Raw genomic sequence first — 24,298 nt, 5'->3', positions numbered from 1 at the left:
TTCGGAGGACGGCGGATCCACGGCGAGCACGACCGCGCCCACGACGGCCGCCGCGGCGACCCCGGCCAGCAGCGCGGCCCGGCGCCGTCGGGACCGCACGGGAGCGGCCCCCGGGCCGCGCCCGACCACCGTGACCTCCTCCCTGACCGCGGCCTCCTCCCTTTCGGACCCCCCTGAACCGACGAGCCCGCTCCCGCCGGCGGCCCCCGCTTCTTCGACGGCCCGCGCTGCTTCGACGGCCCGTGCTTCGTCGGCGGCCCGTGCTTCGTCGGCGGGGTTCGAGCCGGCGGCTCCCGCTGGTTGAGCGATCCGCGCTCCTTCGGCGGGGTTCGCCGAGCCGGTGGCTTCCGCTCGTGGGGCGGGGTTCGCTGGTTCGGGGGCTTCCGGACCCTTACGTCTGCGCGCGGCGTCCGCCAGGACCCACCGGCGGTGCAGCTCGACCAGTTCCTTCGGGTCGGCCCGGCAGACCCGGGCGAACCGCTCGACCGGCGCGTAGTCGACGGGCACCGCGGTGCCGTTGCAGTACCGGTGCAACGTCGAGGTGCTCATGTGCAGCCGCTTGGCGAGCGCCCCATAGCTCAGCCCCGAGCGTTCCTTGAGTTCCCGCAGCAGCTCCGCGAAGGCGTCCGTGTCCCCGGCCGGGCCCGTGTCCCCTGTCGCACCTGTCATCGCTCGCCCTTCCCCCTGCGGCCCGGCGCGTCCCGTTCCCGCGTTCCAGGCCCTCACGTTCCCCCTGGTCACAGCCCGTTTCGGCGTTCCAGCGTCCCCAACTGCCCGGCAGACCTGGCGGTTGGGACGGATCAGCCCACAAGCTCCGGACATCAAAGCACCCGGACCGCCGCACCACCGAAAGGGCTCAGCCATATGTCCAGCTTCCGGAACTCCCGCTCCCGCTTCCTGACCGCCGCCACGGCCGGCGCGCTCGCCCTCCTCTCCCTGACCGCGTGCTCGGGGGGTTCGGACAGCGGCGGCAACGGCAACAGGGCCGAGAGGGGGGACGGCGGCGGGGTCAGCACGCAGGCCAGGTCCTCCTCGCTGAGCGTCACGAGCTCGACGTGCACCGTCGGCAAGGTCTCCGTCAAGCTCCAGGAGACCGGGGGCAGCGCGCCGGTGATCCTGCTCAAGGCCACCAACAACGGCAGCACCCGCTGCGACCTGTACGGCTATCCGTTCGTGGGCTACCCGAACGCGCAGGCTCCCATTCCGGTCGGCGGCGGCAAGCCGCAGGCCGTGGTCTCCCTGAAGCCGGGCGCCTCCGGTTACGCCGCCCTCTCCCTGGAGGAGGGCGACGGCGGCACCATGCACCGCGAGAAGCAGCTCACCGTCGAGCTGGCCGACCGCGATCAGAACGGCACCGGCAAGACAGCCACGGTCGACGCGCCCGCCGGTGAGGGCCTCGCCATCAGCGACAACTCGACCGTCTCCTACTGGAACCCGACCGCCGAGCTGGCCCTCCAGTAAGCGTGGAAGGGGGCCCCTCCCGGGGGGAGAGGGGCCCCCACCACCGTCGCGGTGGCCGCTCGGAGAGGCTTCGGCCCCTCCCGGGGGGGGGAGGGGCCCCTTCCCACGACCGGCCTAGGGTGAGCGCGGTACGACCGGCCTCGGGTGGGCGCGGGCTCAGTCCAGCTCGTAGGTGAAGGTCACCTCGACGCGCTGCTCCCCGGGGCGGACCTCGTAGCCGCCCTTTCCGGTGAGGCCGGCGAGGCCGTCCGTGCCGGAGCCCGGCACCACGGTGAAGGTGCAGCGGATGACGCCCTCCTCATCGAAGCTGCCGTCCTGGTGGACGACGAAGGTGCCCGGCCGGCCGTCGAGGGAGCCGTCGAGCCGCTCCATGCCGGAGAACACGCCGCTCACCTCCGTCACATAGGTGAGCGTGTACGCGCAGGCGGCGCCCTTCGCCTCGATGCCGCCGGTGTAGTCGTTGACGACGGAGGCGCGGGCGAGACGGGGGCCGGGCGCGGAGCCGGAGACGTCCTTCTCGTCCCAGGAGACACCGGTGAACGCGGCGGTGGTGGTACGGGAGGCGGAGGCCATGGATCGCCCTTTCGCAGTGCGGCACTGTCGCTGTCGCTGACGGTTGCCGCTGACGGTTGTGGGACGATTCTGTCGGCGGTACCTGACACCTTCTGTCAGGTACCGCCGACAATGTGTGCCATGCGCGCCGACCGGCTCCTCTCCCTTCTCCTCCTGCTCCAGAACCGCGGCCGGATGACGGCACCCGAACTCGCGGCCGAACTGGACGTCTCCGTCCGTACCGTCTACCGCGACATCGACGCCCTCAGCGCCTCCGGCGTCCCCGTCCACGCGGACCGCGGTCCGAGCGGCGGCTACCGCCTCATGGCCGGATACCGCACCCGGCTGACCGGACTCACCGGTTCCGAGGCGGGCTCGCTCTTCCTGTCCGGACTCCCGGGCCCCGTACGGGAGCTGGGGCTCGGCGCCGTCCTGACCACCGCGCAGCTCAAGGTGCGCGCCGCACTCCCGACGCCCCTCGCCGAGCACAGCCGGCGCGTCCAGGAGCGGTTCCACCTGGACGCGCCGGGCTGGTTCCGGGACGCCGAGTCCGTGCCCCACCTGCCACGGATCGCCGAGGCGGTGTGGGAGCAGCGGGTGCTGCACACCCGCTACCGGCGCTGGCGCGGCGAGGTGGAACGCACGCTGCGGCCGCTGGGCGTCGTCCTCAAGGGCGGCATCTGGTACGCCGTCGCGCAGGCGGACGAAGCCGTCCGCACCTACCGCATCTCCCGCTTCGTGGACGTGACGGCCACCGACGCCCTCTTCGAGCGCCCCACCGGGTTCGACCTGCCCGCCTACTGGGAGGCGTCATCCCGCCGCCTGGAGTCCTGGCTCCGGCAGGAGACGGCGCACGTGCGCCTCTCCCCACAGGCCCAACGACTGCTCCCCGCCAAGTTCGGCACTCCGGGCGCCCGCGCGCTGGAACACGCGGGACCGCCCGACGAGAACGGATGGGTCGAGACCGAACTCGACGTCGAATCCCTGCCGGTGGCCGTCTCCGACCTGCTCAGCCTCGGCGCGGAAGCCGTGGTCCTGGGCCCGCCCCCACTACGCACCGCGATGACCACCGCCGCCACCGCCCTGGCGGCCCACTACACGGCACAGGGCGACGACAGCACCACGGAGTGAGGGGACACCCCTGCCCCGGCAAACCGACCGGCCGGAATGTTAGACCCTTCCTTGGGAGCGTGGCATGCCGCCCAGAAGAGCGGTCACAGCAGGAGCCAGGATCCCGGGGCTCCTGCCCTGTGGGAACTCGCCGTCGCGGACCCCTCGCAGTTCCGTGAGCGTTACCGCCGTTACATGGCCCTGGAGGCGGAGGCCATCAGCCTGTGGCACTACGCGGTGAGCAATTTTCACGGCCTGTTGCAGACGACGGAGTACGCACGGACGCTGCTGGCGGCGGGCGGTCTCGCGGGCAAGGAGCTGACCCGCCAGGTGGAGGCGCGGATAGGGCGCAGGACGCTTCTGGAGCGGGAGGGCGCGCCGCGCTTCCGCGCGATGCTGTCGGAGGCCGTGCTGCGCACCCCGCTGGAGGATCCGCAGGCGTGGCAACAGCAGCTCCAGCACCTGATCGGTATGAGCGAGCGGCCCAACGTGGTGGTGCAAGTCGTTCCCGGAAGGGCCAGCCTGCACGCGCTGACCAACACCGACACGATGTTCCTGAGGACCACGGACGGCCGTACGGTGGCTTGGGTGGAGACCGGCTATTCCGGCGACCTGGTGGAGGAAACGGCCGCTGTGGAACGGTTGCAGCTCGGCTACGATGCGGTGCGCGACCGCGCCATGTCCCCCGCCGATTCACGCGAGTTCATCGAGCGAATGCTGGAGGAACCACAGTGCGCATGACCGACCTGAGCACCGCCGCGTGGCGCAAGAGTTCGTACAGCAACCAGGACGGCGGTGCATGCGTCGAGGTGGCGGACAACATCCCCTCCCTCGTACCCGTCCGCGACAGCAAGGCCCCGGACGGGCCCTGCCTCGCTTTCGGGCCCGCCGCCTGGGGCTCGTTCGTGGCGGCTCTCCAGCGCCGGGAGCTCGACGTCTGAGAGCAGCCGGGCGCGACCCGCGCATGAGCGGTCCCCGCCGGGATGGCGGGGACCGCTTTTGTGTTGGTGCGGTGCTGACTGATGCGTCAGTCAGGGCGCAACATGAGGAAGAAAGGCAGGGCATTTCGGGGCATACGGGGCGGATTTTGTCGGTGTCGTTGCGGTTATCTCAACGGTCTCGTACGGTGGCCGTCATGCGGGAGACAGCGGGCGACAGGGTCGAGGACAGCGCGGGCGAGGTCGCCGAGCGGGTCCGGAAGGTCGTCGAGGCATCCGGGTGCACCCAGCGGGAGTTCGCCCGGCGGATCGTGATGGACCCCTCCAAGCTGTCCCGCTCGCTCAGCGGTACCCGGCGGTTCACCGTCGCGGAGCTGGCCCGTATCGCCGACGCGGGCGAGGTGGACGCCGGCTGGCTGCTCGGCTCCCGGACAGCCGCTGCGAGCGGCACCGGTGCGTCCGCCCCGGACGCCCCCGTCCCAGGCGCCGCACCGTCTTCGGCCACCGAGCGGCGGGCGCCCCAACTCCCCTCGGCGGGGCGCCCGTTGCAGATCGTGCGGGAGACGGTGCGGCTGATCGCGGAGCACGGGTTCCACGCGGTGCGGGTGGCCGACATCGCGTCCGCCTGCGACACCAGTACCGCCGCCATCCACTACCACTTCCCCGGCCGGGCCGAGCTGCTGGAGGCGGCCGTGCGGTGGTGCATGGACGAGGACACCGCCAGCCGCGCGGCCCGGATCGCCGCGTCCGGGGCCCGGGACGCGGCGGCCGAGCTGCGGGAACTCCTCGCTCTGCAGACTCCGCGCACCGAGCAGCAGCGGCGTCAGTGGCTGGTGTGGCTCGACCTGTGGGCGGAGGCCGCGCGCTCGACCGCCATCGGCCGGCTGCACGTGGACTACTACCGGCAGTGGCGCACCACCGTCGCCGATGTCATCCGGCGCGGAATCGCTCAGGGTGTCTTCCGGGAGGTGGACCCGGAATCCAGCGCCCTGCGGCTGACCGCCCTGATCGACGGCCTGGCCTCCCAGGTACTGGCCGGCGCCGCCGAACGGGAGGGCACCGGCGGGACCGGAGACACCAGAGGAACCGGCGGGACCGGAGATACCGGCAGGACCGGAGGCACCGGTGCCGTCACCGGAAGCGGCACCAGCCCCGACGACATGTACGCCGCGCTGCTCGCCCATGTCCGCGCCGAGTTGCTCCCGCACAGCGAGGACTGACCCCGGGACGGTCAGGTCCGGCCGCCCGCCCAGGCCACTCTGCTCGGCCCCACCACCGCCGCGCTCCGTCACAGCCGTACCCCGTCACAGCCGCGCCCCGGCAGCTCCGAACCCCGTCACAACCGAACCCCGCCACAGCCGCCCCTACACCGTCCTCCCCTCACCCCCTCGTCATCGTCACCGTCCCCACGGAGGTTTCGCCATGCCCTTCAACGACAGCGTCATCATCACCTGCGCCCTCACGGGTGCGGGCGACACCGTCGGGCGCAGCCCGCACGTTCCCGTCACCCCGGCCCAGATAGCGGCCTCGGCCGTGGAGGCCGCGGAGGCGGGTGCGGCCGTCGTCCACATCCATGTGCGCGACCCGGAGACCGGCGCGCCCTCGCGCGACAGGCGGCTCTACCGCGAGGTCGTGGAGCGCGTCAAGGAGACCGGTACGGACGTCGTCATCAATCTGACCGCCGGCATGGGCGGCGACCTGGTGCTCGACGCCGACCAGCCGCTGGAGAAGGGTGCGCTGGAGGGCACCGACCTGGTGGGCGGTCTCGACCGGCTCCCGCACGTCGAGGACCTGCTCCCCGACATCTGCACACTGGACTGCGGCTCCCTCAACTTCGGCGACCAGCTCTACATCTCCACCACCGAGATGCTGCGCAAGGGCGCCCGGCGCATCCAGGAGCTGGGCGTCCGGCCCGAGCTGGAGATCTTCGACACCGGCCAGCTGTGGTTCGCCAAGCAGCTGCTGGACGAGGGCCTGCTCGACCAGCCGACCCTCTTCCAGCTGTGCATGGGCATCCCGTGGGGCGCGCCCGCCGACCCGGGCGTGCTCCAGTCGATGGTCAACTTCCTGCCGCAGGGCGCGCAGTGGGCGTCGTTCGCGCTGGGCCGGATGCAGATGCCGTGGGTGGCGCAGTCGATCCTGCTGGGCGGCAACGTGCGGGTCGGTCTGGAGGACAACCTGTATCTGAGCCGGGGAGTGAAGGCGACCAACGGCCAGCTCGTCGAGCGTGCCGTGCGGATCACCGAGGCCCTCGGGGCGTCCGTCGCCTCGCCCGACGAGGCCCGCGCCCGCCTCGGCCTCAAGCCCCGCGCGTAACCGTCGCCCTGTTCACCCGGACCCCCGGGAACCCCGGACCCATGGGAACACCCGGACCACCGGACGCCCGGAACCCAAGACCCTCCAGCCCCCGGAAACCCCCGGGAAGCCCCCGGGAATCCCCCGGATCTCCGGGGCCTCCGGACCCCGCCCCGGACACCATCACCCCGAGGAGCCCCCATGCCCACCACACCCCCTGTCTCCCCCACCGACGTCCGCCGCGTCACCTGCGTCGGCGCGGGCGTGATCGGCGGCGGCTGGGTCGCCCACTTCCTGGCGCGCGGTTACGACGTGACCGCCTGGGACCCGGCGCCCGACGCGGCCGACAAGCTGCGCCGCCTCGTGGACGCGGCCTGGCCCGCGCTCACCCGGCTCGGACTGGACGCCGCCGCCTCCCGCGACCGGCTCACCGTCGCGTCCACGCTCGAAGAGGCGTGCGCCACGGCGCAGTTCGTGCAGGAGAGCGCCCCCGAGAAGCTGGAACTCAAGCGGAGCCTGCTCGCCGAGCTGGACGCCGCGACCCCGGCCGGCGTCGTCATCGCGTCGTCCACGTCCGGCTACCCCATGACCGAGATGCAGACGGAGGCGGCCGATCCGGGCCGGCTGCTGGTGGGGCATCCGTTCAATCCGCCGTACCTGATTCCGCTGGTGGAGGTCGTGGGCGGTGAGCGCACCGACCGTCAGGCCGTGGAGTGGGCCTCGCGGTTCTACGAGGTGGCGGGCAAGTCGGTGATCACCATGGAGCGCGAGCTGCCGGGGTTCATCGCCAACCGCCTCCAGGAGGCGCTGTGGCGGGAGGCCCTGCACATGGTGGCCAACGGCGAGGCGACGGTGAAGGAGATCGACGACTCGATCACCGAGGGGCCGGGCCTGCGCTGGGCGTTCATGGGGCCGTGCCTGACGTTCGCGCTGGCGGGCGGCGAGGGCGGAATGGGCCACATGCTGGACCACTTCGGCCCCTCCCTGAAGTCCCCGTGGACCCGGCTGGAGGCCCCGGAGCTGGACGGGGCGCTGCGGGACGCCATGGTGGCCGGCTGCGACGAGGCGGCAGCGGGGCGCTCCCTCGCGGACCTGGTCGCCGAGCGGGACCAGGGCGTCATCGACGTCCTCCGCGCCACGGGCCGCCTGCCGAAGAGCGCGGCGACGTCGAAGAGCGCGGAGGCGCCGAAGAGTACGGGTGTGCCGAAGAGCGCCGAGGTGCCGAAGAGCGCCGGGCCGCAAAAGGCGAGGGGTGCCGGGCCGCAGGAGGCGATGGATGCCGGGCTGCCGAAGGACGCCGGGTTGCGGAAGGGCGCGGCGGAATGACGTCCGGCCCCGCTCCGCTGCCCCTCTTCCACGAGACGGTCCGCCGGGAGTGGATCGACTACAACGGCCATATGAGCGAGGCGTTCTACGTGCTCGTCTTCGGCTACGCGACGGACGCCATGATGGATGCCGTCGGACTGGACCCGGCGTACCGGGAGCGCACCGGCTGCTCCCTCTACACCGTGGAAGCGCATGTGCGGTACCTGCACGAGGTCTCCGAGGGCACCGCCCTGAGCGTCCGCACCCGCGTCCTCGGTGTGGACGCCAAAAAGTTGCGCTTCGCCCACGAGATGCGGGACGAGGACGGCCGTACGGTGGCCACCACCGAGCTGTTCGCGCTCCACGTCGGCGCGGACGGCAGCGCACCGTTCCCGGACGCGGTGCGCGGGCGCCTGGCCGGGCTCGTCGAGGAGCCGCCCGAGTGGGCGGGCCGCGCCATCGCACCGGTGCCCCGCCGATGACCGCCGACGCCGCCCCCGCCGGTGACCGCCGACGGCACCCCCGCCGGTGACCGGCGGAGGCGGCGTTGACGAGGTGGGGGCTCGAATCCCACAATGAGCCCCATGGTCGCGCACTCCACTTCTCCGCTCGGACGCCACGGCGTCCCCTGGCGGGGTGGGTGCGAGCGATCCGGTCTCTAGCTGTGTCCCCGGCTCCGTGAGCGCGAGCCGGATGTCCGGCTCCGCGAGGAAGCGAAGGAACGACACGGCCCGCCGCTCCGCAGGCGGTGTGGCTCCCGACCGGATTCCGCTGGAGGACCTACATGACCACCGTCACCCCCACCACATCCACCGCCCCTGCCTCCGCCCCCGTCACGCTCCGGGACGCCCGGGTGCCTCAGGGCGGCATCTACGAGGGCGTACGCGTGCTGCGCCCCTTCCCCGAGGGCTGGGAGGAGCGGCCGTACGAGCTGATCGAGGTGGTGCCGCAGACCCGGGTGATCGGCGCGGAGATCCGGGGCGCCGATCTGTCCCGGCCGCTGAGCCCCGCGCTGCGCGAGGAGCTGAACCGGGCGCTGCTGGAGTGGAAGGTGCTCTTCTTCCGGGGCGCGAACCTCACCCCCGAGCAGCAGGCCGCCTTCGCCCGCCACTGGGGCGAGCTGGAGACCAACCCGCTGCTGGCGCGCGGCTCCAGCGACGAGATCGTCCGCTTCGAGAAGGACACCCGCACCCGGCCCACGTATGAGAACGTCTGGCACACCGACGTCACCTTCCGCGAGCGCCCCGCCATGGGCGCGGTGCTCCAGCTGCGCGAGGTGCCGCCGGTCGGCGGGCACACCATGTGGGCGGACATGGCCGCCGCGTACGACAACCTGCCGCCCCGGGTGCGGGAGCGGATCGACGGCGCGGTGGCGGTGCACGACTTCATCCCGGGCTTCGCGCGCTTCACCCCGGCCGAGCGGCTGGCCGAGTTGCAGGAGGAGTTCCCGCCGGTCGAGCACCCGGTGGTGCGCACCCATCCGGAGACGGGCCGCAAGATGCTGTTCGTCAACACCTCCTTCACCACCCACATCGTGGGGATGGACCGCGACGAGAGCGACCGGCTGCTGGCCGAACTGGTGCGCCAGGCACACGTGCCGGAGTACCAGGTCCGCTTCGCCTGGCAGCCCGGTGACATCGCCTTCTGGGACAACCGCGCCACCCAGCACTACGCCCTGTTCGACTACGCCGGGCACCGCCGCGTGGCCGAGCGCGTCGCCATCGTCGGCGACCGCCCGTTCTGACGGGACGCGACCGCCCACGGCACCCGTCCACCGCGACCGCCCACGCCGGTCGCCCCAGGACCGGACCGCCCGCCCCTTTTCCCCCGGAGGGGCGGGCGGTCCCTTTTCCGCCGGTGCTCCCGCGCAGCGCGCGCTCCGTACGCGGCAGGTTCGCGCCGGGTTTCTGCGGGTTCGCGCCGGACTCGCGCCGGGTTCCCGCCGGATCCGCGCCGGATTTCCGCCAAGTTCCCGCCGGGACCGCCCCATGGCGCCAAGCACCACGCCGTCAGTACGGTCGTACGGTCGGCCGGACATCCGGCACCCCGGAGAGTCGGGAGAGGCGCATGGAGTCGTTCCGTACGTCCCGTCAGCAGCGCGGAAAGCGCCGCTTAGGGCCTCACTCAGGACAGCGCGGAAGGGGCGCGGTCGTCACGGCGCTGGCGACCGTGGCGGCGACCGCGCTGGCCGGCGGCGCACAGGCGCAGGCGGACGGCGGTGCCGCCGGGCCCGCCCCACGGCACGGTGACCGCCCCGGTTCCATCCTCCACGCGGAGCCGACCACCTTCCAGTACTGGCCGGGCGTCCCCGGCAACGCCTCGGCGTGGAAAATCACCTACCGCTCGACGGACGCCAGCGGGAGGCGGAACGCCGTCTCCGGCACCGTCCTCGTCCCGCGCGACGGCGGAAGCGGCCCGCGGCCCCTGATCACCTACGCGGTCGGCACCGTCGGCATGGGTGACCAGTGCGCGCCCTCGGCCGGTTTTCCCAGCGGGACGACGGCCGAGGCGCCGCTCATCAACGCGGCCCTGGTACGCGGCTGGGCGGTGGCGGTCACCGACTACGAGGGGCTGGGCACCCCCGGGGACCACACCTACACCGTCGCCCGCGCCGAGGGCACCGCCGTGCTGGACGCCGCCCGCGCCGCCCAACGGCTGCCCGGCGCGCGGAAACTGGGGGTGGGCCCGCGCTCGCCGGTCGGCGTCATGGGCTACTCGCAGGGCGGGCAGGCCAGTGCGGCGGCGGCCGAACTCGCCGCCTCCTACGCGCCGGAGCTGAGGGTGAAGGGCACGGCCAGCGGCGGCGTGCCCGCCGATCTGGCGGAGGTCGCCGAGGCCGACGACGGCGGCGACCACGCGGGCTTCGTCCTGATGGCGGCGATCGGACACGACGCGGCGTTCCCCGGGCTGCGGCTGGGCGCGTACCTCAACGCCGAGGGGCGTCGGCTCACCGAACTGGCCCGCGGCGCCTGCGTGGAGGACATCCTGGCGGCGGGGAAGGGCAAGAAGATCGCGGACCTGACCGTCACCGATCCGCTGGAGCGGCCCGACTGGCGGCGCAGAATCGCCGCCGACACCCTCGGCACCCGGGCCCCGTCGGCGCCCACGTTCGTCTACCACGGCGAGTCGGACGAGATCATTCCGTACGCGCAGGGGCAGGGGCTGCGCGCCGGCTGGTGCGCCAGGGGCAACGCCGTGCGGTTCCGGTCGTTCCCCGGCCTCGGCCACACCGGCACGGCCATCGCCGGCAACGGCCCGGCCCTGGCCTGGCTCGGCGACCGCTTCGCGGGCAAGCCGGCCCCCAACGACTGCGCGGGGTGAGCCGGTTCCGGACGACCGCGCGGGGTGAGCCGATTCCGGACGACCGCGCGAGGTCGGCCCGCTCAGAGGCTGGGCAGGCCGTGACGCGTCATCCGTGCGCCGGCGGGACGCACTCACCCCACCGCTCAACCCAACCCCGCCCACCCCACCCACGCACTCCACCCCACTCACCCCACCCGGCTCGCCCCACATCCCCCTCACCCCACCGTCAGCAGCGTCTTGCCCAGGACCTCGCGGGCCTCGATGGCCGCGTGGGCCCGTGCCGCGTCCTCCAGGGGGAAGGTCTGGCCGACGACCGGACGCAGCCGCTCCGCGGCGACCTCGAACAGCGCCCGGTCCAGCAGCGGTTTGGCCTCGGCGGGGGCGAACTGGACCTGTTCGATGCCGGCGAGGGTCACCCCGCGGGCGGCGGCGGCCCCGGGGTCCGGCTCGGCGAAGCCGCCACCGGGTGCGCCGTGGGCGGAGAACCGCCCGCCACGGGCGACCACTTCGAAGGCCGCGCGGCCGATGTCCCCGCCCGCACCGTCGAAGACCACATCGGCCCCGCGCTCGCCGACGGCCGCGCGCACCCGGTCGGTCCACCCCGGCTCCCCGTAGTCGACGACCGCGTCGGCACCCAGTTCCTCCCGTGCCAGCGTCAGCTTCCGCTCGCCGCGTGCCGCCGCGACGACGCGTGCCCCGGCCGCCTTCGCCAGCCGCACCAGCAGGGCGCCCAGCCCGCCGGCCGCCGCCAGGACGAGCACCCAGGCGCCGGGCCGGAGAGCGCCCGCGGTGACGGCGTTGTCGAAGAGCCGCATGGCGGTGGGTCCGTCGTGCGCCAGGGCGGTGGCCTCCCGCAGGCCGACCCCGTGGGGCAGGACGCTCACCGTCTCGACGGCCACCAGGGTGCGCCGCGCGTATCCGCCGCCCGCCGCCGCGCCGTCGGCGGGCACCGTCCTGGCGACGACCTGCCGGCCCCGCCACGCGGCGCCCACGCCGGGACCGACCGCGGCGATCCGCCCGCCGACGGCGCCGCCCGGGACGTACGGCAGCGGTGGGGTGAAGAATGCCTCGCCGCGGCGCACCTGGGTCTCCAGGAAGATCACGTCGGCGTACGCCACCTCGACGACGGCCTGACCGGGCCCGGGCACCGGTTCGGGCAACTCGACGGGCCGGAGGACCTCAGGACCGCCGAACCGCTCCATCTGGATTCCCTGCATCACGACCACTCCCCTTCGTCGGACGGGCGAACGGGAAGCAGTCTTCAACTTCAACCGAAGGTGAAGTCAATCGCCGGCCGGGGTGCGCACCTCGTCCCGGATGCCGTCCACCCGGTCCGCCCACTTCTGCAGGTCCACGTCCTCGGGGTCGACGAAGTAGGTGTCCCGGCTGTCGTTGGCCACGTAGGCGGCGGTGCCCGGGTCGCTCCACGCGCACACGGGGATCGTCAGCTTGCGGCCCTGCTGCGTCTTGACGAGCACCTCGCAGGTCAGCGGATCGCCGGAGCCTGTGGGGGTGATGTCGCGGCGCTTGACGGCCACGTCCATGGTCGGGCCGGACTCCATGCCGTTCATCATCTGGTTCTTCGACAGCTCCGGGTTGCCGTAGTCCTCACCGGTGGCCGAGCCGTAGAGGAGGCGTGAGGTGTCGGAGGAGTTGGAGTAGGAGCCGAGGTGCGCCTCCTCGCCGGGGTTGTGGGTGTCCACCGAGTCGCTCAGGTCGTTGCGCAGCCGGTAGGCGCCGTTCTCCAGCGTCTTGGGGAAGGCCAGCTCGTAGCGGGTCTCGGACGGGCTCGGGACGGGCGTCGGCTCCTCGTCGTCGGAGGGCTCGCCCGTGGGGTCGTCGGCGGGCTGCCCGGATTTCGACGGCTTCGCGGTGTCCTTCCCGTCCTTGTCGTCGTCCCCGCCCGAGACCGCTATCAGGATCCCGGCGACGGCCAGCGCCACGACCAGCACGGCGGCCACGACGATGCCGACGACCTTGTTGGTCCTGTTCGGCGGCGTGGGGGGCGGGCTTCCGTACGGGCCGGGGAAGCCGGGCTGCCCGAAGCCGCCGGGGCCGCCCGGCGCCCCGGGACCACCGGGCGCACCCGGTCCGCCGGGGCCGCCCGGTCCGCTCGCGGGCGGGCCGAAGCCGCCCGGCGGCTGTCCGAAGCCGCCGCCTCCGGGCGGTCCGAAACCGCCCCCGGACGGCGGCTGGTGCGGTGGCTGGCTGGGCGGCTGCTGCGGCGGCTGCGGGGGTGTCGTCATCCCGTGTCCTCCCGGCGCGAGGGAGGAGATGCCCGCCCCCGCCTCAATGTTCCCTGTGCTGCTCCAAGGCACGGTACCGCCCGCCCGGCCGCGGCAGGAGCGACGGGTTGCCCACGCACCCGCTCACGGGGCGTAGAGCCGGTCGATCTCGTCGGCGAAGTCCCGCACGATCGCGGCCCGGCGCAGCTTCAGCGACGGCGTCAGGTGCCCGTCCTCCTCGGTGAAGTCCCGGGGCAGCACGGTGAAGCGGCGGATGGACTCGGCCCGGGAGACCTGCGAGTTGGCCTCGTCCACGGCCTGCTGGAGGTTGCGCAGCAGGTCCGCGTCCTCGATCAGCTCGGCAGGGCCCAGGTGCTCCTTCTTGTGCATCCGCCGCCAGTGCGCGAGCCCGTCCGGTTCCAGCGTCACCAGGGCCGCCACGTACGGCCGGTTGTCGCCCACGACCAGGCACTGGCTGACCAGCGGGTGCGCGCGCAGCCAGTCCTCCAGGGGCGCGGGGGCCAGGTTCTTGCCCCCGGAGGTGATGATGAGGTCCTTCTTGCGGCCGGTGATGCTCAGATACCCCTCCGAGTCCAGGGCTCCCAGGTCCCCGGTGGGCATCCAGCCGTCGGCGTCCAGGTGCGGCACCGCGCGCTCGCTCCTCGCGTCCCAGTAGCCGCGGAAGACGTGCTCCCCCTTGATGAGGACCTCCCCGTCGTCCGCGATCCGCAGCGCGGTGCCCGGCACCGGCCAGCCCACGGTGCCCAGCCGGGGCTTGAGCGGCGGGGTGGCGGTCGTCGCCGCCGTGGTCTCGGTCAGCCCGTAGCCCTCGAAGACGGTGACGCCCGCGCCCTCGAAGAACGCCGCGAGCCGGTGCCCCAGCGGGGAGCCGCCGCAGATGACGTAACGGCACCGGCCGCCCAGCGCGGCCCGGATCCGCCGGTAGATCAGCGCGTCGTAGAGCCCGCGCGCCGCGCGCAGCCCGAGCCCCGGTCCGCCGCCGAACCCGTGCTCGGCCGCCTCGACGGCCTCCCCGTACCGCTGCGCGATCCGCGCGCCCCGGTCGAAGGACGCGGCCCGTCCCCTCCTCTCGGCCGTCGCCCGCCCGGTGTGGTAGATCTTCTCCAGCACGTACGGGATGCCCAGCAGGAACGTCGGCCGGAAGCCCGCCAGGTCGGCGAGCAGGTCCTCGGTCCTGACGCTCGGCGCGTGCCCCAGCCGGACCCGCGCCCGCAGGCAGCCGATCGCCACCATCCGGCCGAAGACGTGGGACAGCGGCAGGAACAGCAGCGTCGACGCCTCCTGGGACGTCTCCGACCGGAAGACCGGGTGCAGCAGTTCGATCGCGTTGTCCACCTCCGCGAAGAAGTTGCCGTGCGTGAGCACACAGCCCTTGGGCGGACCTGTGGTGCCCGAGGTGTAGATGAGGGTGGCGATCGTGTGCGGCCCCAGGTGTGCGCGGCGTTCGGCCACCAGTGCCGCCGGCAGCTCGCGGCCCGCGTCCACCACGTGGCCGACGGCACCGGTGGAGAACTGCCACAGGTGGTCGAGCGCGGGCAGGTTGCCGCGCTCCGCGCTGAGCATCCGCGACTGCTCGACGTCCTCGACGAAGCAGGCCCTGGCCCGCGAGTCCTGGAGGATGTGCCGGGCCTGCGAGGCGGACGAGGTCGGGTAGACCGGCACCGTGATCAGTCCGGCCGCCCACGCGGCGAAGTCCGTGAGGGTCCACTCGTAGGTCGTACGGGACATGATCGCGAGCCGGTCGCCCGGTCGCAGGCCCAGGGCGATCAGGCCCTTCGCCATCGCCAGCACCTCGGCGGCGAAGTCGCGTGCGGGCATGTCCCACCAGGTGCCGTCCGGGTTGCGGCGGCTGACGGCCGGCTCGTCGGGGGCCTGTTCGGCGTTGGTGAACGGGATGTCCGCGAGGGAGCCGCTGGTCACCCTGGGCGCCAGCGGCGGCACCGAGACCTCGCGGACCCGGCCGCCCTCCTCGGTGAGCAGGGGCGGCGTCAGGACGGGCGGGCTCGTGGACATGTGACGGCTCCTTCGTCGTACGGGGCGGGGACTCGTCGTACGGGACGGGGGGCGGGCGCGGGGCCGGGGGCGGTCTCGCGCGCCAGGCCGACGTCGCGGCTGTGCTGGAGGACGGCGCGCGCGACGAACCCGCCGACGGCGCCCGCTTCTTGGAGCCCGTGCCGGTCGACCAGGCCGTTGAGCGCGGCGGTCAGCCTCTCCTGGTCCGCGCGGGTCGCGTACGGGCCGTCCGCGCGGGCGAGGGGGACGCGGCCGCCACCGATGACGGCGACGCGGCGCGGGAACGGCACGGCGGGGCGCGCCGTGGCGGACGGTGAGCGGTCGGTGGGGCTGGGGCTCATCCTCGGCCAAACTCCTGACCCGAAAGTAACCTTACTCACAAGTAAATTTACGCGAGACGGAGGAGCAGGGGAATGGGCCGAGCGCTCTCTTCCGTGGACCCGCACGGCACCGGTACGCCTCCTCGCACGCCGGCCCGGCCTCCCCCGCCCCCGGGTGCCGGCACCGGGGCGCGCCCTCACCCGTTCGGAGCAGCCGGAGCGGCGGGTGCCCTCGCGCGGTGGTTGCGTGGCGGAAGGAGCTGTCCGCACGACGGCGGCTGTCCCTCAACGGCAGCCGAACGGAAGCCGTCCCTCAACGGCGGCAGTTCTTCACCGACGGCTGTCCCTCAACGGCGGCAGTCCTTCAACGATGGGAGCTGGTGGCATGGTCGTCGAGAAACTGCACGAGGCCGGACTGCGGAGCGAGCACGCCTACTGCGCCGCCGTCGCCTCGATCGGCATTTCCTTCCTGAGCTGGGCCGTCTCTGTCAAGGCGGAGTCGGCGGGCATGGACCGGGCCGACCGGTGGGGCATTTTCACCGGCGAGTGGGCGCCGACCTTCTTCGGGCTGGGCCTGGCTCTGGCCCAGTACGAGAACGGCGGCGGTGGCCGGAAGAAGTAGCGGTCAGGGCGAGGCCCCGGGCACCCAGCGCGCGCCCTTCATCAGGTTCTCCAGGCCCGCCCAGCAGAAGTTCATCAGCGTCGCCGCCGTCTCCCTCGCGGAGGGGGCGGCACCGGCCCGCGCGGCCTCGTGGGAGTTCGCCCACTCGGCCAGCGACTCGGCCGCGCCGACCAGCGCGTGGGCGAGTCCGGACACCTCCCGTTCGGCCGGCACGCCGGCGCACCCGGCGTCCTGGGCCGCCTGCGCCAGCAGCCCGGTCACCAGCGTGAGGATCTCCACGCGCATGGCGGCGACCTCCCGCGCGAAGGGCTCACCCTGGGTGCGGGCGCGGTGGAGGACGGCGACCCCGTCGGGGCGGTCGGCGGTGTGGGCGAAGAACGCGGTGAGCCCGTTCCACAGCTGCTGGTCGGCGGAGACCCCGCGCTCCCGGGTGCCCTCCCGGACGGCTGCGACCAGGGCGCCGATCTCCCGCCGCACGCAGGCCGTGAACAGCTCTTCCTTGGACTTCAGATACAGGTAGACGAGCGGCTTGGAGACTCCGGCCGCCTCGGCGATGTCGTCCATGGAGGCGGCCTGGTACCCATGCCGCGCGAACGCGGCGACGGCGGCGTCCAGCATCTGCCGCTCCCGCACCTGGCGCGGCATCCGCTTCTGGCCCACGCGTGTCAACCCTTCTTCCCCGTCACCCCGTTGGTTCCCCGTGCCCCCTGTGCGCCGGGGATCGCCGGAACCCCCGCCCGTCTCCCCCGGCCGACCCGCTCCCCCTCCGGCCCTCCGCAAGCGTACGCGCCCCCGGCCGTGGGGCCGGGGGCGCGCGGGGTGCGGGGGTGCTGCTCCGGTCAGCCGGCGGTGGCCGGTTCGCGGGTGGCCCGGGGGCCGGCGGGGGCCTCCGCGTCCGCCTCCTCGATGCTGAAGCTGCGGGCGTGGGCGAACGCCTCGCGATCCAGGATCTTCTCCTTGGCCGAGACCAGCACCGGGATGACGACCTGCCCCGCCACGTTCGTCGCCGTCCGCATCATGTCGAGGATCGGGTCGATGGCCAGCAGCAGGCCGACGCCCTCCAGGGGCAGGCCCAGGGTCGAGAGGGTGAGGGTGAGCATCACCGTCGCGCCGGTCAGGCCGGCCGTGGCCGCGGAGCCGATGACCGACACGAAGACGATCAGCAGGTACTCCTTGATGCCCATGTCCACGTGGAAGAACTCACCCACGAAGATGGCCGCGATCGCCGGGTAGATGGAGGCGCAGCCGTCCATCTTGGTCGTCGAGCCGAACGGCACCGCGAAGGACGCGTACTCCTTGGGCACCCCGAGCCGCTCGGTGACCTTCTGGGTCAGCGGCATGGTGCCCACCGACGAGCGGGAGACGAACGCCAGCTGGATCGCGGGCCAGGCACCCTTGAAGAACTGGAGCGGGTTGACCTTGGCGACGGTGGCCAGCAGCAGCGGGTAGACGCCGAAGAGGACCAGCGCGCAGCCGACGTAGATGTCGGCGGTGAAGGTCGCGTAGCTGCCGATCAGGTTCCAGCCGTAGTCCTTGATGGCGGTGCCGATCAGGCCGATGGTGCCGATCGGGGCCAGCCGGATGATCCACCACAGCGCCTTCTGGAGCAGCGCCAGGACGGACTCGCCCAGCTTGAGGATGGGCTCGGCCTTCTCGCCCAGCTTGAGCGCGGCGATGCCGACGACGACCGCCATGAAGACGATCTGGAGCACCTGCAACTCGGTGAACGGCGTGATGATGTCCTTCGGGATGATCCCGGTGAGGAAGTCCAGCCAGGAGCCCTGGGTGTCCGGCTTGGCGGCGTCCTTGGCCGACAGGCCGGTGCCCGAACCGGGGTCGGTGAGCAGGCCGATGACCAGGCCGAGCGCCACGGCGATCAGCGAGGTCGCCATGAACCACAGCAGGGTGCGGGTGGCGAGCCGCGCCGCGTTGTGCACGTTGCGCAGATTGGTGATCGAGATGGTGATCGCGAAGAAGACCAGCGGCGCGACGGCCAGCTTCAGCAGCTGGACGAAGATCTCGCCGATCTTGGTGAGCGTGGTGCCCAGCCAGGCGACGTCCCAGTTGCGGGCGGCCCAGCCGAGGACCACACCGAGGACGAGGCCGAGCAGGATCTGCGCCCAGAACGGGATCTTGGGTATGCGGAAGCCCCGCGCGGGCGTGGCTGTTTCGGACGAGGACGAGGACACGGACCTACTCCGGAGGCGTCGAAGGAAGCGGACTGCGGGGAACTGCGGGCAGAGGGTGTCGTCGCGAGCAGGGATCGCAGGACGGTGCGGTCGGTCGCGCCGGAGGGTAGTCCGGCCGCGCTGTCAGCGACAGGTCGCCGACATGCAGCGGCACAGGTCGACGTGCAGCCTGGCCACGAGCGCCAGGCCGGGACGACCGGATCGGCCCGCGTGCGCGTCGGAAGTGGTGGCTGCGTTCGTCATGGCCGTCACGCTAACACTCCGTCTTTGGCTTACCCAAAGCTTTCCTTTGGGGGACACTTACGGAAAAGCTCAACGCCCCAGCGGGAAAAGCACATTCCCACTGGGGCGCTACGAGAGGTGTGACGAGGGTTACACGTCCCGGGCGGAGGCGCTCAGGCCGAACCGGGCTTCGGCTCACTGCCGCTGGTGCTCCGCGGCTGCACCTCGTCCTCCTGCGCCTGGTTGGCGGCCAGCCGCTCCTTGGCCCGGCCCACGCCGTGCACGAGCTGCTCGGACATGGCGTCGCGCTGCTTGCGCAGCAGCACGAAGCTGAGGGGGGCCGAGAGAACGAGCGCGAGGAGCACCACCCAGATCGGGTTCGACTTGCCGATGCCCGACGGGATGACGCCGAACCGCGCCAGCAGCCCGACGACGACGAGGCAGCCGACGAAGATGCCAAGCCGCATGGTGGTGTAGCGGAGCGTCGCGTGCGACGTGCTGCTGCTCACGGTGTCTTCTCCATGCTTTTGGGCGTTTCGCGGGTCCTCACCAGTCAAGCACAGCCCGCACGGCGGCCGACGCCGCCCCCGCCCGACCGCCCCCGGCACCCGTCCGGACCCTGCCGCCCCCGCGCTCAGTCCAGCATCCGCGCCGCCACCCGCAGATCGGCCACGAGACCCGCGTACGCCTCGTCCCGGCTCCTCTCGTCCCCGGCCCGCAGGACCGCCGAGGGGTGGATGGTGGGCACGACCCGCTCGGTACGCCCGTGGACGTCACGCTCGGTGCAGGTGCCGCGCTCCTTGGTGACGCGGAACGAGGAGCCGAAGAGCGCCTTGCCGGCCGTGGCCCCGAGCACCACCAGGACCTCGGGCCGCGTCAGCGCCAGCTCGGCCGCCAGCCACGGGCCGCAGGCCGTCATCTCGCGCAGGGTCGGCGGCTTGTGGATGCGCCGCTTGCCGCGCCCTTCCTCGTGCGCCCACTTGAAGTGCTTGACGGCGTTGGTCACATACGTCTGCGCCGGGTCGATGCCCGCCTCCCCCAGCGCCCGGTCCAGCGTCCGGCCCGCCGGTCCGACGAAGGGTTCGCCGCGCCGGTCCTCCTGGTCGCCGGGCTGCTCCCCGACGAGAAAGACCCGCGCGTCCGCGTCGCCGCTGCCGAAGACGGTCTGCGTCGCCTCCCGGTGCAGCGGGCAGCCGCGGCAGCCGGCCGCCGCCTCGCACAGCGCCCGCAGTCCCGCGTCGCCGCGCCCGTGCCCGCCGGGGAGGAAGGGGGTCGCGTCGTAGGCGTCCTCCGGCCCGCCCGCGCCTCCGTCGCCCGCGCTCCCGCCGGCCGTGGTCCTCTTACCGCTCGGTGCCCTCTTCGCTGCCATACGGCTCGCGGTACCCCCGCCGAGGGGGGCTCTCACCGGCGCGGCGGGGCCTCCACCCGGGGGCCTTACACCCGCATGGGCTGCGGGGACTCGCGCCGCTCCGGGTCCGGGCCCTCGTAGGTGCGCAGCGCACCGTAGCGGGCGTCGCGCTCCACGGGGCGCAGGCCCGCGTCCCTGATGAGGTCCACCAGGTCCTCGCGGGTCAGCGCGGCCTCGTCCCGCTCGCCGTCCGGCTCCTGGCCGTCCTCCACCACCTGGCCGGCCATCTCGTCGGCCCCGTGCTGGAGCGCAAGCTGCGCCGTCTGGGCTCCGTGCAGCGCCCAGTCGACGGCCAGGTGCGGCACGTTGTCGAGCAGCAGGCGCGCGACCGCGAAGGTGGCGAGGACCTCGGCGCCGGTGGCTCCCCGGGCGCCGGGCCGGCGCAGCGGGAGGAGGATGCGGAACCCGCCGGTCTCGTCCTGGAGTTGCCGCAGCCGCAGCAGGTGGTCCACCCGGTCGGCGACGTCCTCGGTGTGCCCGTAGGGCAGGGTGCAGGAGGTGGTGAGGCCCTTGCGGTGCGCGAGCCGGTGCACCCGCGCCCAGTCCTCCCATCCGGCGCCCGGCCCATCCCCGTCCCCGGACTCCTCGGCGTCCTCGGCCAGGAGCGAGGCCGGACCGGCGGCGGCCAGCTCGTCCAGGATCTCGCTCTCATCCGTGCCGGCCAGGGCGGCGAGGCGGCGGACACCGGCCGCGGTGAACGCGTGCAGGGCGACCGCCTCGGGGAGCGCGGCCCGCAGCGTGCGCAGCGCCCGGACGCACTCTTCCCAGGGCAGCCCGGCGCCGAAGCGCAGGTGCAGCTCGGTGGCGCCGGCCGCGGCGCCGCGCGTGGCCCGCCCGACCGCCTCGTCGAGGGCGGAGGCGTCCGGGATCTCCACCCGCCGGCGGACGGCGAAGTGGGCGGCCTCGCCGTTCTTGAGCGTCCGCACCTCGTGCGCGAGTCCGCCCAGCCGGGCCAGGTCGTCGGACGCGTAGAGGGTCAGGCCGTCCTCGCGGCTCAGCCGCTCGCCGGAGCGCACCTTCTTCTCGACGTTCTCCATGCCTCGCGCCACCTGTCCCATTCGTCCGTTCCGCTCACTTCCGCGCGCTCGCGTCGAGACTACGCCAGCCCCGCCCGGCGCCTACTCCTCGGGCAGCTCCCCGACCCTGTTCTCCCACTTGGTGGACAGCACGATCGTCGTCCGCGTACGGGAGACGCCCTTGGTGCCCGACAGGCGGCGGATGGTGCGCTCCAGCCCGTCCACATCGCCGGCCCGCACCTTGAGCATGTACGAGTCGTCACCGGCGATGAACCAGCAGTCCTCGATCTCGTGCAGGTCCCGCAGCCGGGTGGCCACCTCCTCGTGGTCGGTGGCGTCGGAGAGCTGGATGCCGATGAGCGCCGTCACCCCCAGCCCGAGGGAGGGCGCGTCCACCGTGGCGCGGTACCCCGTGATCACCCCGGCGGCCTCCAGCCGGTTGATCCGGTCGGTGACGCTGGGGCCCGACAGCCCCACCAGCCGCCCCAGTTCGGCGTAGGAGGCTCTTCCGTTCTCCCGCAGCGCCTGGATGAGCTGCCTGTCCACCGCGTCCATGGATGCCGCCGCCTCCCTTGTCGAAGTCCGGGAACGAATCTAAGGCATGGGACCGACAGCGCCCCGCCCAAGCTCCCCCTCCCACCGCCGGTACAGCCCGTGCGGCACCCCGGCGGCGTCCAGCGCCCGCCCGGCCACGAAATCCACCAGGTCCTGGATGTGCCGGGCACCGGCGTAGAAGGCGGGCGAAGCGGGAAGGACGACCGCGCCCGCCTCGTCCAGCGTGACGAGGTGGCGCAGGGTCTGCCCGTTCAGCGGTGTCTCCCGCACGGCGACGACGAGCGGACGGCGCTCCTTCAGCGTCACACTCGCGGCACGCTGGAGCAGGTCCTTGGAGAGCCCCAGCGCGACCCCGGCGACGCACGCGGTGCTGGCGGGGACGATCAGCATGCCCTTGACCGGGTAGGAGCCGGAGGACGGTCCCGCGGCCAGGTCCCCCGGGGACCAGTGCCGCACCCGGGCCGGGTCCACGTCGAACGCGTCGGGGCTGCCGTCCGCGCCGCGGGCCAGCCAGCGGCGCAGATCCGCCTCCGCGTGGGCGTCCCGGAAGGGGTGGCCGGTCTCGTCGAGGAGGGTGAGCCGCGAGGCGCGGCTCACGATGAGGTCGATGTCCTCACCGGCGGCCAGCAGGGCGCGGATGACCGACGCCGCGTAGGGCGTCCCCGACGCTCCTGAGACCCCCACGACCCATGGGAGGCGTCCGTAACCGTTCACGCCTCGACCCTACGACGCGGCCGGGGCCCTCCCGCCGTACGGTGTGCCGGGAAACGGCACGGGGAGGGACGGCGGCCCGCCGGCCCACGTACCCTCGGGGTATGCGTGTCACCCGACCCCGAGCCCAACTCGCCTCCGTGGCGGGCGCGGCCGTCCTCGCCGTCGCCCTCACCGGCTGCTCCGCGACGGAGAAGCTGACCACGGGCCTCAAGGTGAAGCACGCGTTCGAGAAGCTCGGCGAGCAGCCGACCGCCTCCGTGCTGATGTCCGTGGACGGCAGCACGGGCGACGCCGAGAGGTTCCTGAGGGCGGCGGGCGCCGGCGACACCCGCGCCACCCGCCACGCCGCCAAGCTGCTGGCACGCGGCGAACTCACCCTCGCCGTCGGCTCCGACCGCGAGGAGACCCCCCTCAAGGAGCTGAGCCGCTCCGAGCGGCTGCGCTTCGCGGCGGGCCTCAACTTCGGCGGCCGGGACGTGCTGAACGTCAAGTCGGTGGAGGAGCGGCTCTACGCCCGCGTCAACCTGCGCTCCCTCGTCGCGCAGACGGACGGCTCGACGACGGACCGGCGCAGGGCCCGCAGAATCGTCTCTCTGGCGAAGGACCTGCCCACCACGCTGGGCTCGGCCAAGGACGCCCTCAAGGGCAAGTGGGTGGAGATCGACCCCGAGTCGTTCGACGACTTCGCGCGCGCCGCGCAGCAGATCGCCAAGGAGGAGAAGCGGGGCGAGTTCGGGCGGCACGGCGCGGCGGTGTCCGAGCAGAGCGACGCGACCAGCAAGCGGCTCGGCCGGGCGACGGCGGCGGGCCGGGCGCTCAACGGGGAGTCGGAGCGGGAGTTCCTGGAGGGCCTGGAGAAGACGCTCGGCAGGCACGCGGAGTTCACGAAGGCGGGCGAGTACGGCGGCGCCGAACACGTCACGGTCTCGATGCCCGCACGCCGGGCCGCACCCGACCTCTCCCGTGCCCTGGAGGCACTGGGCGCCCGGCTGGACCCGGACAAGGTCCCGGACCGGAAGGTCAGCGCGGACCTGCAGATCCGGCGCGGCCAGCTGACGGGCCTCACGCTGGATCTGGCGCAGTTCCTGAGCGGCGGGAAGGCCGAGAAGGCGCATCTGCCGCTGCGGATGGTCTTCGGCGGCGGCGACGCGGTCTCCGTCCGCGCCCCGGACGGGGTGCGCGAGCTGAAACCGCAGGACCTGCTGGCCGCTGTGGTCTACGGCGCCCTGGGCACGGGCGGCCTGTGAGGGCCATCCTGGTGAGCCGGCGCCCTCCCGCCAAGACCGGCCCGGCCCGGCCGGGGAACCGGGAAGGGCCCGGGTGCCGTTGTAGGGGGTGACGGGACCTGCGTCCCGGTGACGAGGGGGACTGCTCCTCCCGAGGAGGCGAGCATGGCGAACGGCGCGGGCGCATCGGGCGCGCGGGCGATGGCGGCCGGAAAGCTGATCGTGGGCTGGGTGGCCCTGCTGTGGGTGCTGGAGGCCGTCGACCAGGCCTCGGGCAACGCGCTGGACGGCTTCGGCATCGAGCCCCGCCGCCTCGGCGAGCTGGTGGATGTGATCCCCAGCTCCTTCATGCACTTCGGCTTCGGCCACTTGATCGCCAACACACTGCCGCTGCTGATCCTCGGCTTCCTGGCGGCCCTGCGCGGGGTGGCCAGATTCCTGGCCGTCGCCGCGACGATCATCGTGGTCAGCGGCCTCGGGGTATGGCTGATCGCACCGGCCGGCAGCAACACGGCGGGCGCGTCGGGCCTCATCTTCGGCCTCTTCGGCTATCTGGTGGCCCGCGGCTTCGTGGACCGCCGCATCACCGATGTCGCCCTCGGCACCGTCGTCGCCGTCTTCTACGGCTCCCTCCTGTGGGGCGTCCTGCCCACCGACTCCGGCATCTCCTGGCAGGGCCACCTCTTCGGCCTGATAGGCGGCATCCTCGCCGCCCGCCTCACCGCCGAGCGCCACCCCCTCGGCGAGGGCAGGCCCGCCTGGCACTGAGCGGCCGGGCCGGGCGGGGCTCCGGCGGCGGGGCG

General features: G+C 73.2%; 25 protein-coding genes and 1 pseudogene. 13 read left to right on the top strand and 13 right to left on the bottom strand.

The window, feature by feature from the left end; translation table 11 throughout:
* Positions 1 to 669: helix-turn-helix domain-containing protein (locus FM076_RS34005; RefSeq protein WP_243274572.1), on the bottom strand; the 669-nt coding region annotated here is incomplete at its 3' end.
* Positions 670 to 864: 195 nt separating this feature from the next.
* Between FM076_RS34005 and FM076_RS19445 the strand changes: the two genes are divergently transcribed.
* Positions 865 to 1,461 carry a DUF4232 domain-containing protein gene (locus FM076_RS19445; protein ID WP_173872284.1) on the top strand — a complete coding sequence of 199 codons (597 nt, stop codon included), beginning with the start codon at positions 865 to 867 and terminating at the stop codon, positions 1,459 to 1,461.
* Between the two features lie 156 nt (positions 1,462 to 1,617).
* On the opposite strand, the gene FM076_RS19440 is transcribed toward FM076_RS19445, so the two are convergent.
* Positions 1,618 to 2,034, bottom strand: coding sequence for a DUF3224 domain-containing protein (locus tag FM076_RS19440; RefSeq protein ID WP_173872283.1), 417 nt, complete (start codon positions 2,032 to 2,034; stop codon positions 1,618 to 1,620).
* Positions 2,035 to 2,154: 120 nt separating this feature from the next.
* On the opposite strand from FM076_RS19440, the gene FM076_RS19435 reads away from it, so the two are divergent.
* The 9 genes from FM076_RS19435 to FM076_RS19395 all read left to right on the top strand — a co-directional run bounded on the left by FM076_RS19435 (position 2,155) and on the right by FM076_RS19395 (position 10,982).
* Entirely contained in the window at positions 2,155 to 3,144 is a 990-nt protein-coding gene (locus FM076_RS19435) for a helix-turn-helix transcriptional regulator (protein ID WP_173872282.1), read from the top strand.
* A gap of 51 nt (positions 3,145 to 3,195) precedes the next feature.
* Positions 3,196 to 3,864, top strand: coding sequence for a DUF5753 domain-containing protein (locus FM076_RS19430; RefSeq protein WP_173872281.1), 669 nt, complete (start codon positions 3,196 to 3,198; stop codon positions 3,862 to 3,864).
* Complete coding sequence (locus FM076_RS19425; protein ID WP_173872280.1) at positions 3,861 to 4,064, top strand: DUF397 domain-containing protein; 204 nt, start codon at positions 3,861 to 3,863, stop codon at positions 4,062 to 4,064. Before FM076_RS19430 ends, FM076_RS19425 begins: the two co-directional genes overlap by 4 nt.
* Positions 4,065 to 4,258: 194 nt before the next feature.
* Positions 4,259 to 5,281: a TetR/AcrR family transcriptional regulator gene (locus FM076_RS19420; RefSeq protein ID WP_173872279.1), complete on the top strand. Its 1,023-nt coding sequence runs from the start codon at positions 4,259 to 4,261 to the stop codon at positions 5,279 to 5,281.
* A 202-nt stretch (positions 5,282 to 5,483) separates the two neighbouring features.
* Complete coding sequence (locus FM076_RS19415; protein WP_173872278.1) at positions 5,484 to 6,377, top strand: 3-keto-5-aminohexanoate cleavage protein; 894 nt, start codon at positions 5,484 to 5,486, stop codon at positions 6,375 to 6,377.
* 180 nt (positions 6,378 to 6,557) lie between these two features.
* Positions 6,558 to 7,682 (top strand): 3-hydroxyacyl-CoA dehydrogenase NAD-binding domain-containing protein, encoded by a 1,125-nt coding sequence (locus FM076_RS19410; protein ID WP_243274571.1) that lies wholly within the window; start codon positions 6,558 to 6,560, stop codon positions 7,680 to 7,682.
* Entirely contained in the window at positions 7,679 to 8,143 is a 465-nt protein-coding gene (locus FM076_RS19405; protein WP_173872277.1) for a thioesterase family protein, read from the top strand. Before FM076_RS19410 ends, FM076_RS19405 begins: the two co-directional genes overlap by 4 nt.
* A gap of 302 nt (positions 8,144 to 8,445) precedes the next feature.
* A complete protein-coding gene (locus FM076_RS19400; protein WP_173872276.1) occupies positions 8,446 to 9,405 on the top strand; it encodes a TauD/TfdA dioxygenase family protein in 960 nt (319 codons plus the stop codon).
* Positions 9,406 to 9,728: 323 nt separating this feature from the next.
* Positions 9,729 to 10,982, top strand: a complete 1,254-nt coding sequence (locus FM076_RS19395; protein ID WP_173872275.1) for a lipase family protein — start codon at positions 9,729 to 9,731, stop codon at positions 10,980 to 10,982.
* A 197-nt stretch (positions 10,983 to 11,179) separates the two neighbouring features.
* Here the strand turns inward: FM076_RS19395 and FM076_RS19390 are convergent, their stop codons facing one another.
* From FM076_RS19390 to FM076_RS19375, 4 genes and pseudogenes are all read right to left on the bottom strand, one after another.
* Positions 11,180 to 12,181 (bottom strand): zinc-binding dehydrogenase, encoded by a 1,002-nt coding sequence (locus FM076_RS19390; protein ID WP_173874865.1) that lies wholly within the window; start codon positions 12,179 to 12,181, stop codon positions 11,180 to 11,182.
* Between the two features lie 66 nt (positions 12,182 to 12,247).
* On the bottom strand, positions 12,248 to 13,210 hold the full coding sequence (locus tag FM076_RS19385; protein ID WP_173872274.1) for a hypothetical protein: 963 nt from the start codon (positions 13,208 to 13,210) through the stop codon (positions 12,248 to 12,250).
* A gap of 123 nt (positions 13,211 to 13,333) precedes the next feature.
* Positions 13,334 to 15,223 carry an AMP-dependent synthetase/ligase gene (locus tag FM076_RS19380; RefSeq protein ID WP_173872273.1) on the bottom strand — a complete coding sequence of 630 codons (1,890 nt, stop codon included), beginning with the start codon at positions 15,221 to 15,223 and terminating at the stop codon, positions 13,334 to 13,336.
* A 44-nt stretch (positions 15,224 to 15,267) separates the two neighbouring features.
* Positions 15,268 to 15,564: pseudogene (locus FM076_RS19375) on the bottom strand (acetyl-CoA C-acetyltransferase); the annotation flags it as partial.
* Positions 15,565 to 15,928: 364 nt separating this feature from the next.
* On the opposite strand from FM076_RS19375, the gene FM076_RS19370 reads away from it, so the two are divergent.
* Positions 15,929 to 16,165: a hypothetical protein gene (locus FM076_RS19370; RefSeq protein ID WP_173872272.1), complete on the top strand. Its 237-nt coding sequence runs from the start codon at positions 15,929 to 15,931 to the stop codon at positions 16,163 to 16,165.
* Positions 16,166 to 16,168: 3 nt separating this feature from the next.
* On the opposite strand, the gene FM076_RS19365 is transcribed toward FM076_RS19370, so the two are convergent.
* The 7 genes from FM076_RS19365 to FM076_RS19335 all read right to left on the bottom strand — a co-directional run bounded on the left by FM076_RS19365 (position 16,169) and on the right by FM076_RS19335 (position 22,269).
* Positions 16,169 to 16,825, bottom strand: coding sequence for a TetR/AcrR family transcriptional regulator (locus FM076_RS19365; protein ID WP_345945107.1), 657 nt, complete (start codon positions 16,823 to 16,825; stop codon positions 16,169 to 16,171).
* A 179-nt stretch (positions 16,826 to 17,004) separates the two neighbouring features.
* Complete coding sequence (locus FM076_RS19360; RefSeq protein WP_173872271.1) at positions 17,005 to 18,354, bottom strand: cation:dicarboxylate symporter family transporter; 1,350 nt, start codon at positions 18,352 to 18,354, stop codon at positions 17,005 to 17,007.
* A 395-nt stretch (positions 18,355 to 18,749) separates the two neighbouring features.
* Positions 18,750 to 19,085 carry a DUF4229 domain-containing protein gene (locus FM076_RS19355; RefSeq protein ID WP_173872270.1) on the bottom strand — a complete coding sequence of 112 codons (336 nt, stop codon included), beginning with the start codon at positions 19,083 to 19,085 and terminating at the stop codon, positions 18,750 to 18,752.
* A 125-nt stretch (positions 19,086 to 19,210) separates the two neighbouring features.
* Complete coding sequence (locus FM076_RS19350; RefSeq protein ID WP_173872269.1) at positions 19,211 to 19,945, bottom strand: UdgX family uracil-DNA binding protein; 735 nt, start codon at positions 19,943 to 19,945, stop codon at positions 19,211 to 19,213.
* A 65-nt stretch (positions 19,946 to 20,010) separates the two neighbouring features.
* A complete protein-coding gene (locus FM076_RS19345; protein ID WP_428814927.1) occupies positions 20,011 to 21,021 on the bottom strand; it encodes a hypothetical protein in 1,011 nt (336 codons plus the stop codon).
* Positions 21,022 to 21,102: 81 nt separating this feature from the next.
* On the bottom strand, positions 21,103 to 21,555 hold the full coding sequence (locus FM076_RS19340; protein WP_173872268.1) for an Lrp/AsnC family transcriptional regulator: 453 nt from the start codon (positions 21,553 to 21,555) through the stop codon (positions 21,103 to 21,105).
* A 39-nt stretch (positions 21,556 to 21,594) separates the two neighbouring features.
* Positions 21,595 to 22,269, bottom strand: a complete 675-nt coding sequence (locus FM076_RS19335; RefSeq protein ID WP_173872267.1) for a UbiX family flavin prenyltransferase — start codon at positions 22,267 to 22,269, stop codon at positions 21,595 to 21,597.
* Positions 22,270 to 22,370: 101 nt separating this feature from the next.
* Between FM076_RS19335 and FM076_RS19330 the strand changes: the two genes are divergently transcribed.
* On the top strand, positions 22,371 to 23,516 hold the full coding sequence (locus FM076_RS19330) for a hypothetical protein (protein ID WP_173872266.1): 1,146 nt from the start codon (positions 22,371 to 22,373) through the stop codon (positions 23,514 to 23,516).
* Positions 23,517 to 23,660: 144 nt separating this feature from the next.
* On the top strand, positions 23,661 to 24,263 hold the full coding sequence (locus FM076_RS19325; protein ID WP_173872265.1) for a rhomboid family intramembrane serine protease: 603 nt from the start codon (positions 23,661 to 23,663) through the stop codon (positions 24,261 to 24,263).
* The last annotated feature ends 35 nt before the right edge of the window (positions 24,264 to 24,298 follow it).

It is taken from the genome of Streptomyces albus subsp. chlorinus (assembly GCF_013302895.1).
In the GTDB taxonomy this organism is placed as follows: Bacteria; Actinomycetota; Actinomycetes; order Streptomycetales; family Streptomycetaceae; genus Streptomyces; species Streptomyces chlorinus.
The sequence above is the reverse complement of the archived record's forward strand: the minus strand, read 5'-3'. Positions and strand labels throughout refer to the sequence as shown.

Bases quoted from the DNA above. Each gene is read 5' to 3' on its own strand.
- FM076_RS19445 (WP_173872284.1), top strand. From the start codon at position 865: ATGTCCAGCTTCCGGAACTCCCGCTCCCGCTTCCTGACCGCCGCCACG.
- FM076_RS19440 (WP_173872283.1), bottom strand. From the start codon at position 2,034: ATGGCCTCCGCCTCCCGTACCACCACCGCCGCGTTCACCGGTGTCTCC.
- FM076_RS19435 (WP_173872282.1), top strand. From the start codon at position 2,155: ATGCGCGCCGACCGGCTCCTCTCCCTTCTCCTCCTGCTCCAGAACCGC.
- FM076_RS19425 (WP_173872280.1), top strand. From the start codon at position 3,861: ATGACCGACCTGAGCACCGCCGCGTGGCGCAAGAGTTCGTACAGCAAC.
- FM076_RS19420 (WP_173872279.1), top strand. From the start codon at position 4,259: ATGCGGGAGACAGCGGGCGACAGGGTCGAGGACAGCGCGGGCGAGGTC.
- FM076_RS19415 (WP_173872278.1), top strand. From the start codon at position 5,484: ATGCCCTTCAACGACAGCGTCATCATCACCTGCGCCCTCACGGGTGCG.
- FM076_RS19410 (WP_243274571.1), top strand. From the start codon at position 6,558: ATGCCCACCACACCCCCTGTCTCCCCCACCGACGTCCGCCGCGTCACC.
- FM076_RS19405 (WP_173872277.1), top strand. From the start codon at position 7,679: ATGACGTCCGGCCCCGCTCCGCTGCCCCTCTTCCACGAGACGGTCCGC.
- FM076_RS19400 (WP_173872276.1), top strand. From the start codon at position 8,446: ATGACCACCGTCACCCCCACCACATCCACCGCCCCTGCCTCCGCCCCC.
- FM076_RS19395 (WP_173872275.1), top strand. From the start codon at position 9,729: ATGGAGTCGTTCCGTACGTCCCGTCAGCAGCGCGGAAAGCGCCGCTTA.
- FM076_RS19390 (WP_173874865.1), bottom strand. From the start codon at position 12,181: ATGCAGGGAATCCAGATGGAGCGGTTCGGCGGTCCTGAGGTCCTCCGG.
- FM076_RS19385 (WP_173872274.1), bottom strand. From the start codon at position 13,210: ATGACGACACCCCCGCAGCCGCCGCAGCAGCCGCCCAGCCAGCCACCG.
- FM076_RS19380 (WP_173872273.1), bottom strand. From the start codon at position 15,223: ATGTCCACGAGCCCGCCCGTCCTGACGCCGCCCCTGCTCACCGAGGAG.
- FM076_RS19370 (WP_173872272.1), top strand. From the start codon at position 15,929: ATGGTCGTCGAGAAACTGCACGAGGCCGGACTGCGGAGCGAGCACGCC.
- FM076_RS19350 (WP_173872269.1), bottom strand. From the start codon at position 19,945: ATGGCAGCGAAGAGGGCACCGAGCGGTAAGAGGACCACGGCCGGCGGG.
- FM076_RS19345 (WP_428814927.1), bottom strand. From the start codon at position 21,021: ATGGAGAACGTCGAGAAGAAGGTGCGCTCCGGCGAGCGGCTGAGCCGC.
- FM076_RS19340 (WP_173872268.1), bottom strand. From the start codon at position 21,555: ATGGACGCGGTGGACAGGCAGCTCATCCAGGCGCTGCGGGAGAACGGA.
- FM076_RS19330 (WP_173872266.1), top strand. From the start codon at position 22,371: ATGCGTGTCACCCGACCCCGAGCCCAACTCGCCTCCGTGGCGGGCGCG.
- FM076_RS19325 (WP_173872265.1), top strand. From the start codon at position 23,661: ATGGCGAACGGCGCGGGCGCATCGGGCGCGCGGGCGATGGCGGCCGGA.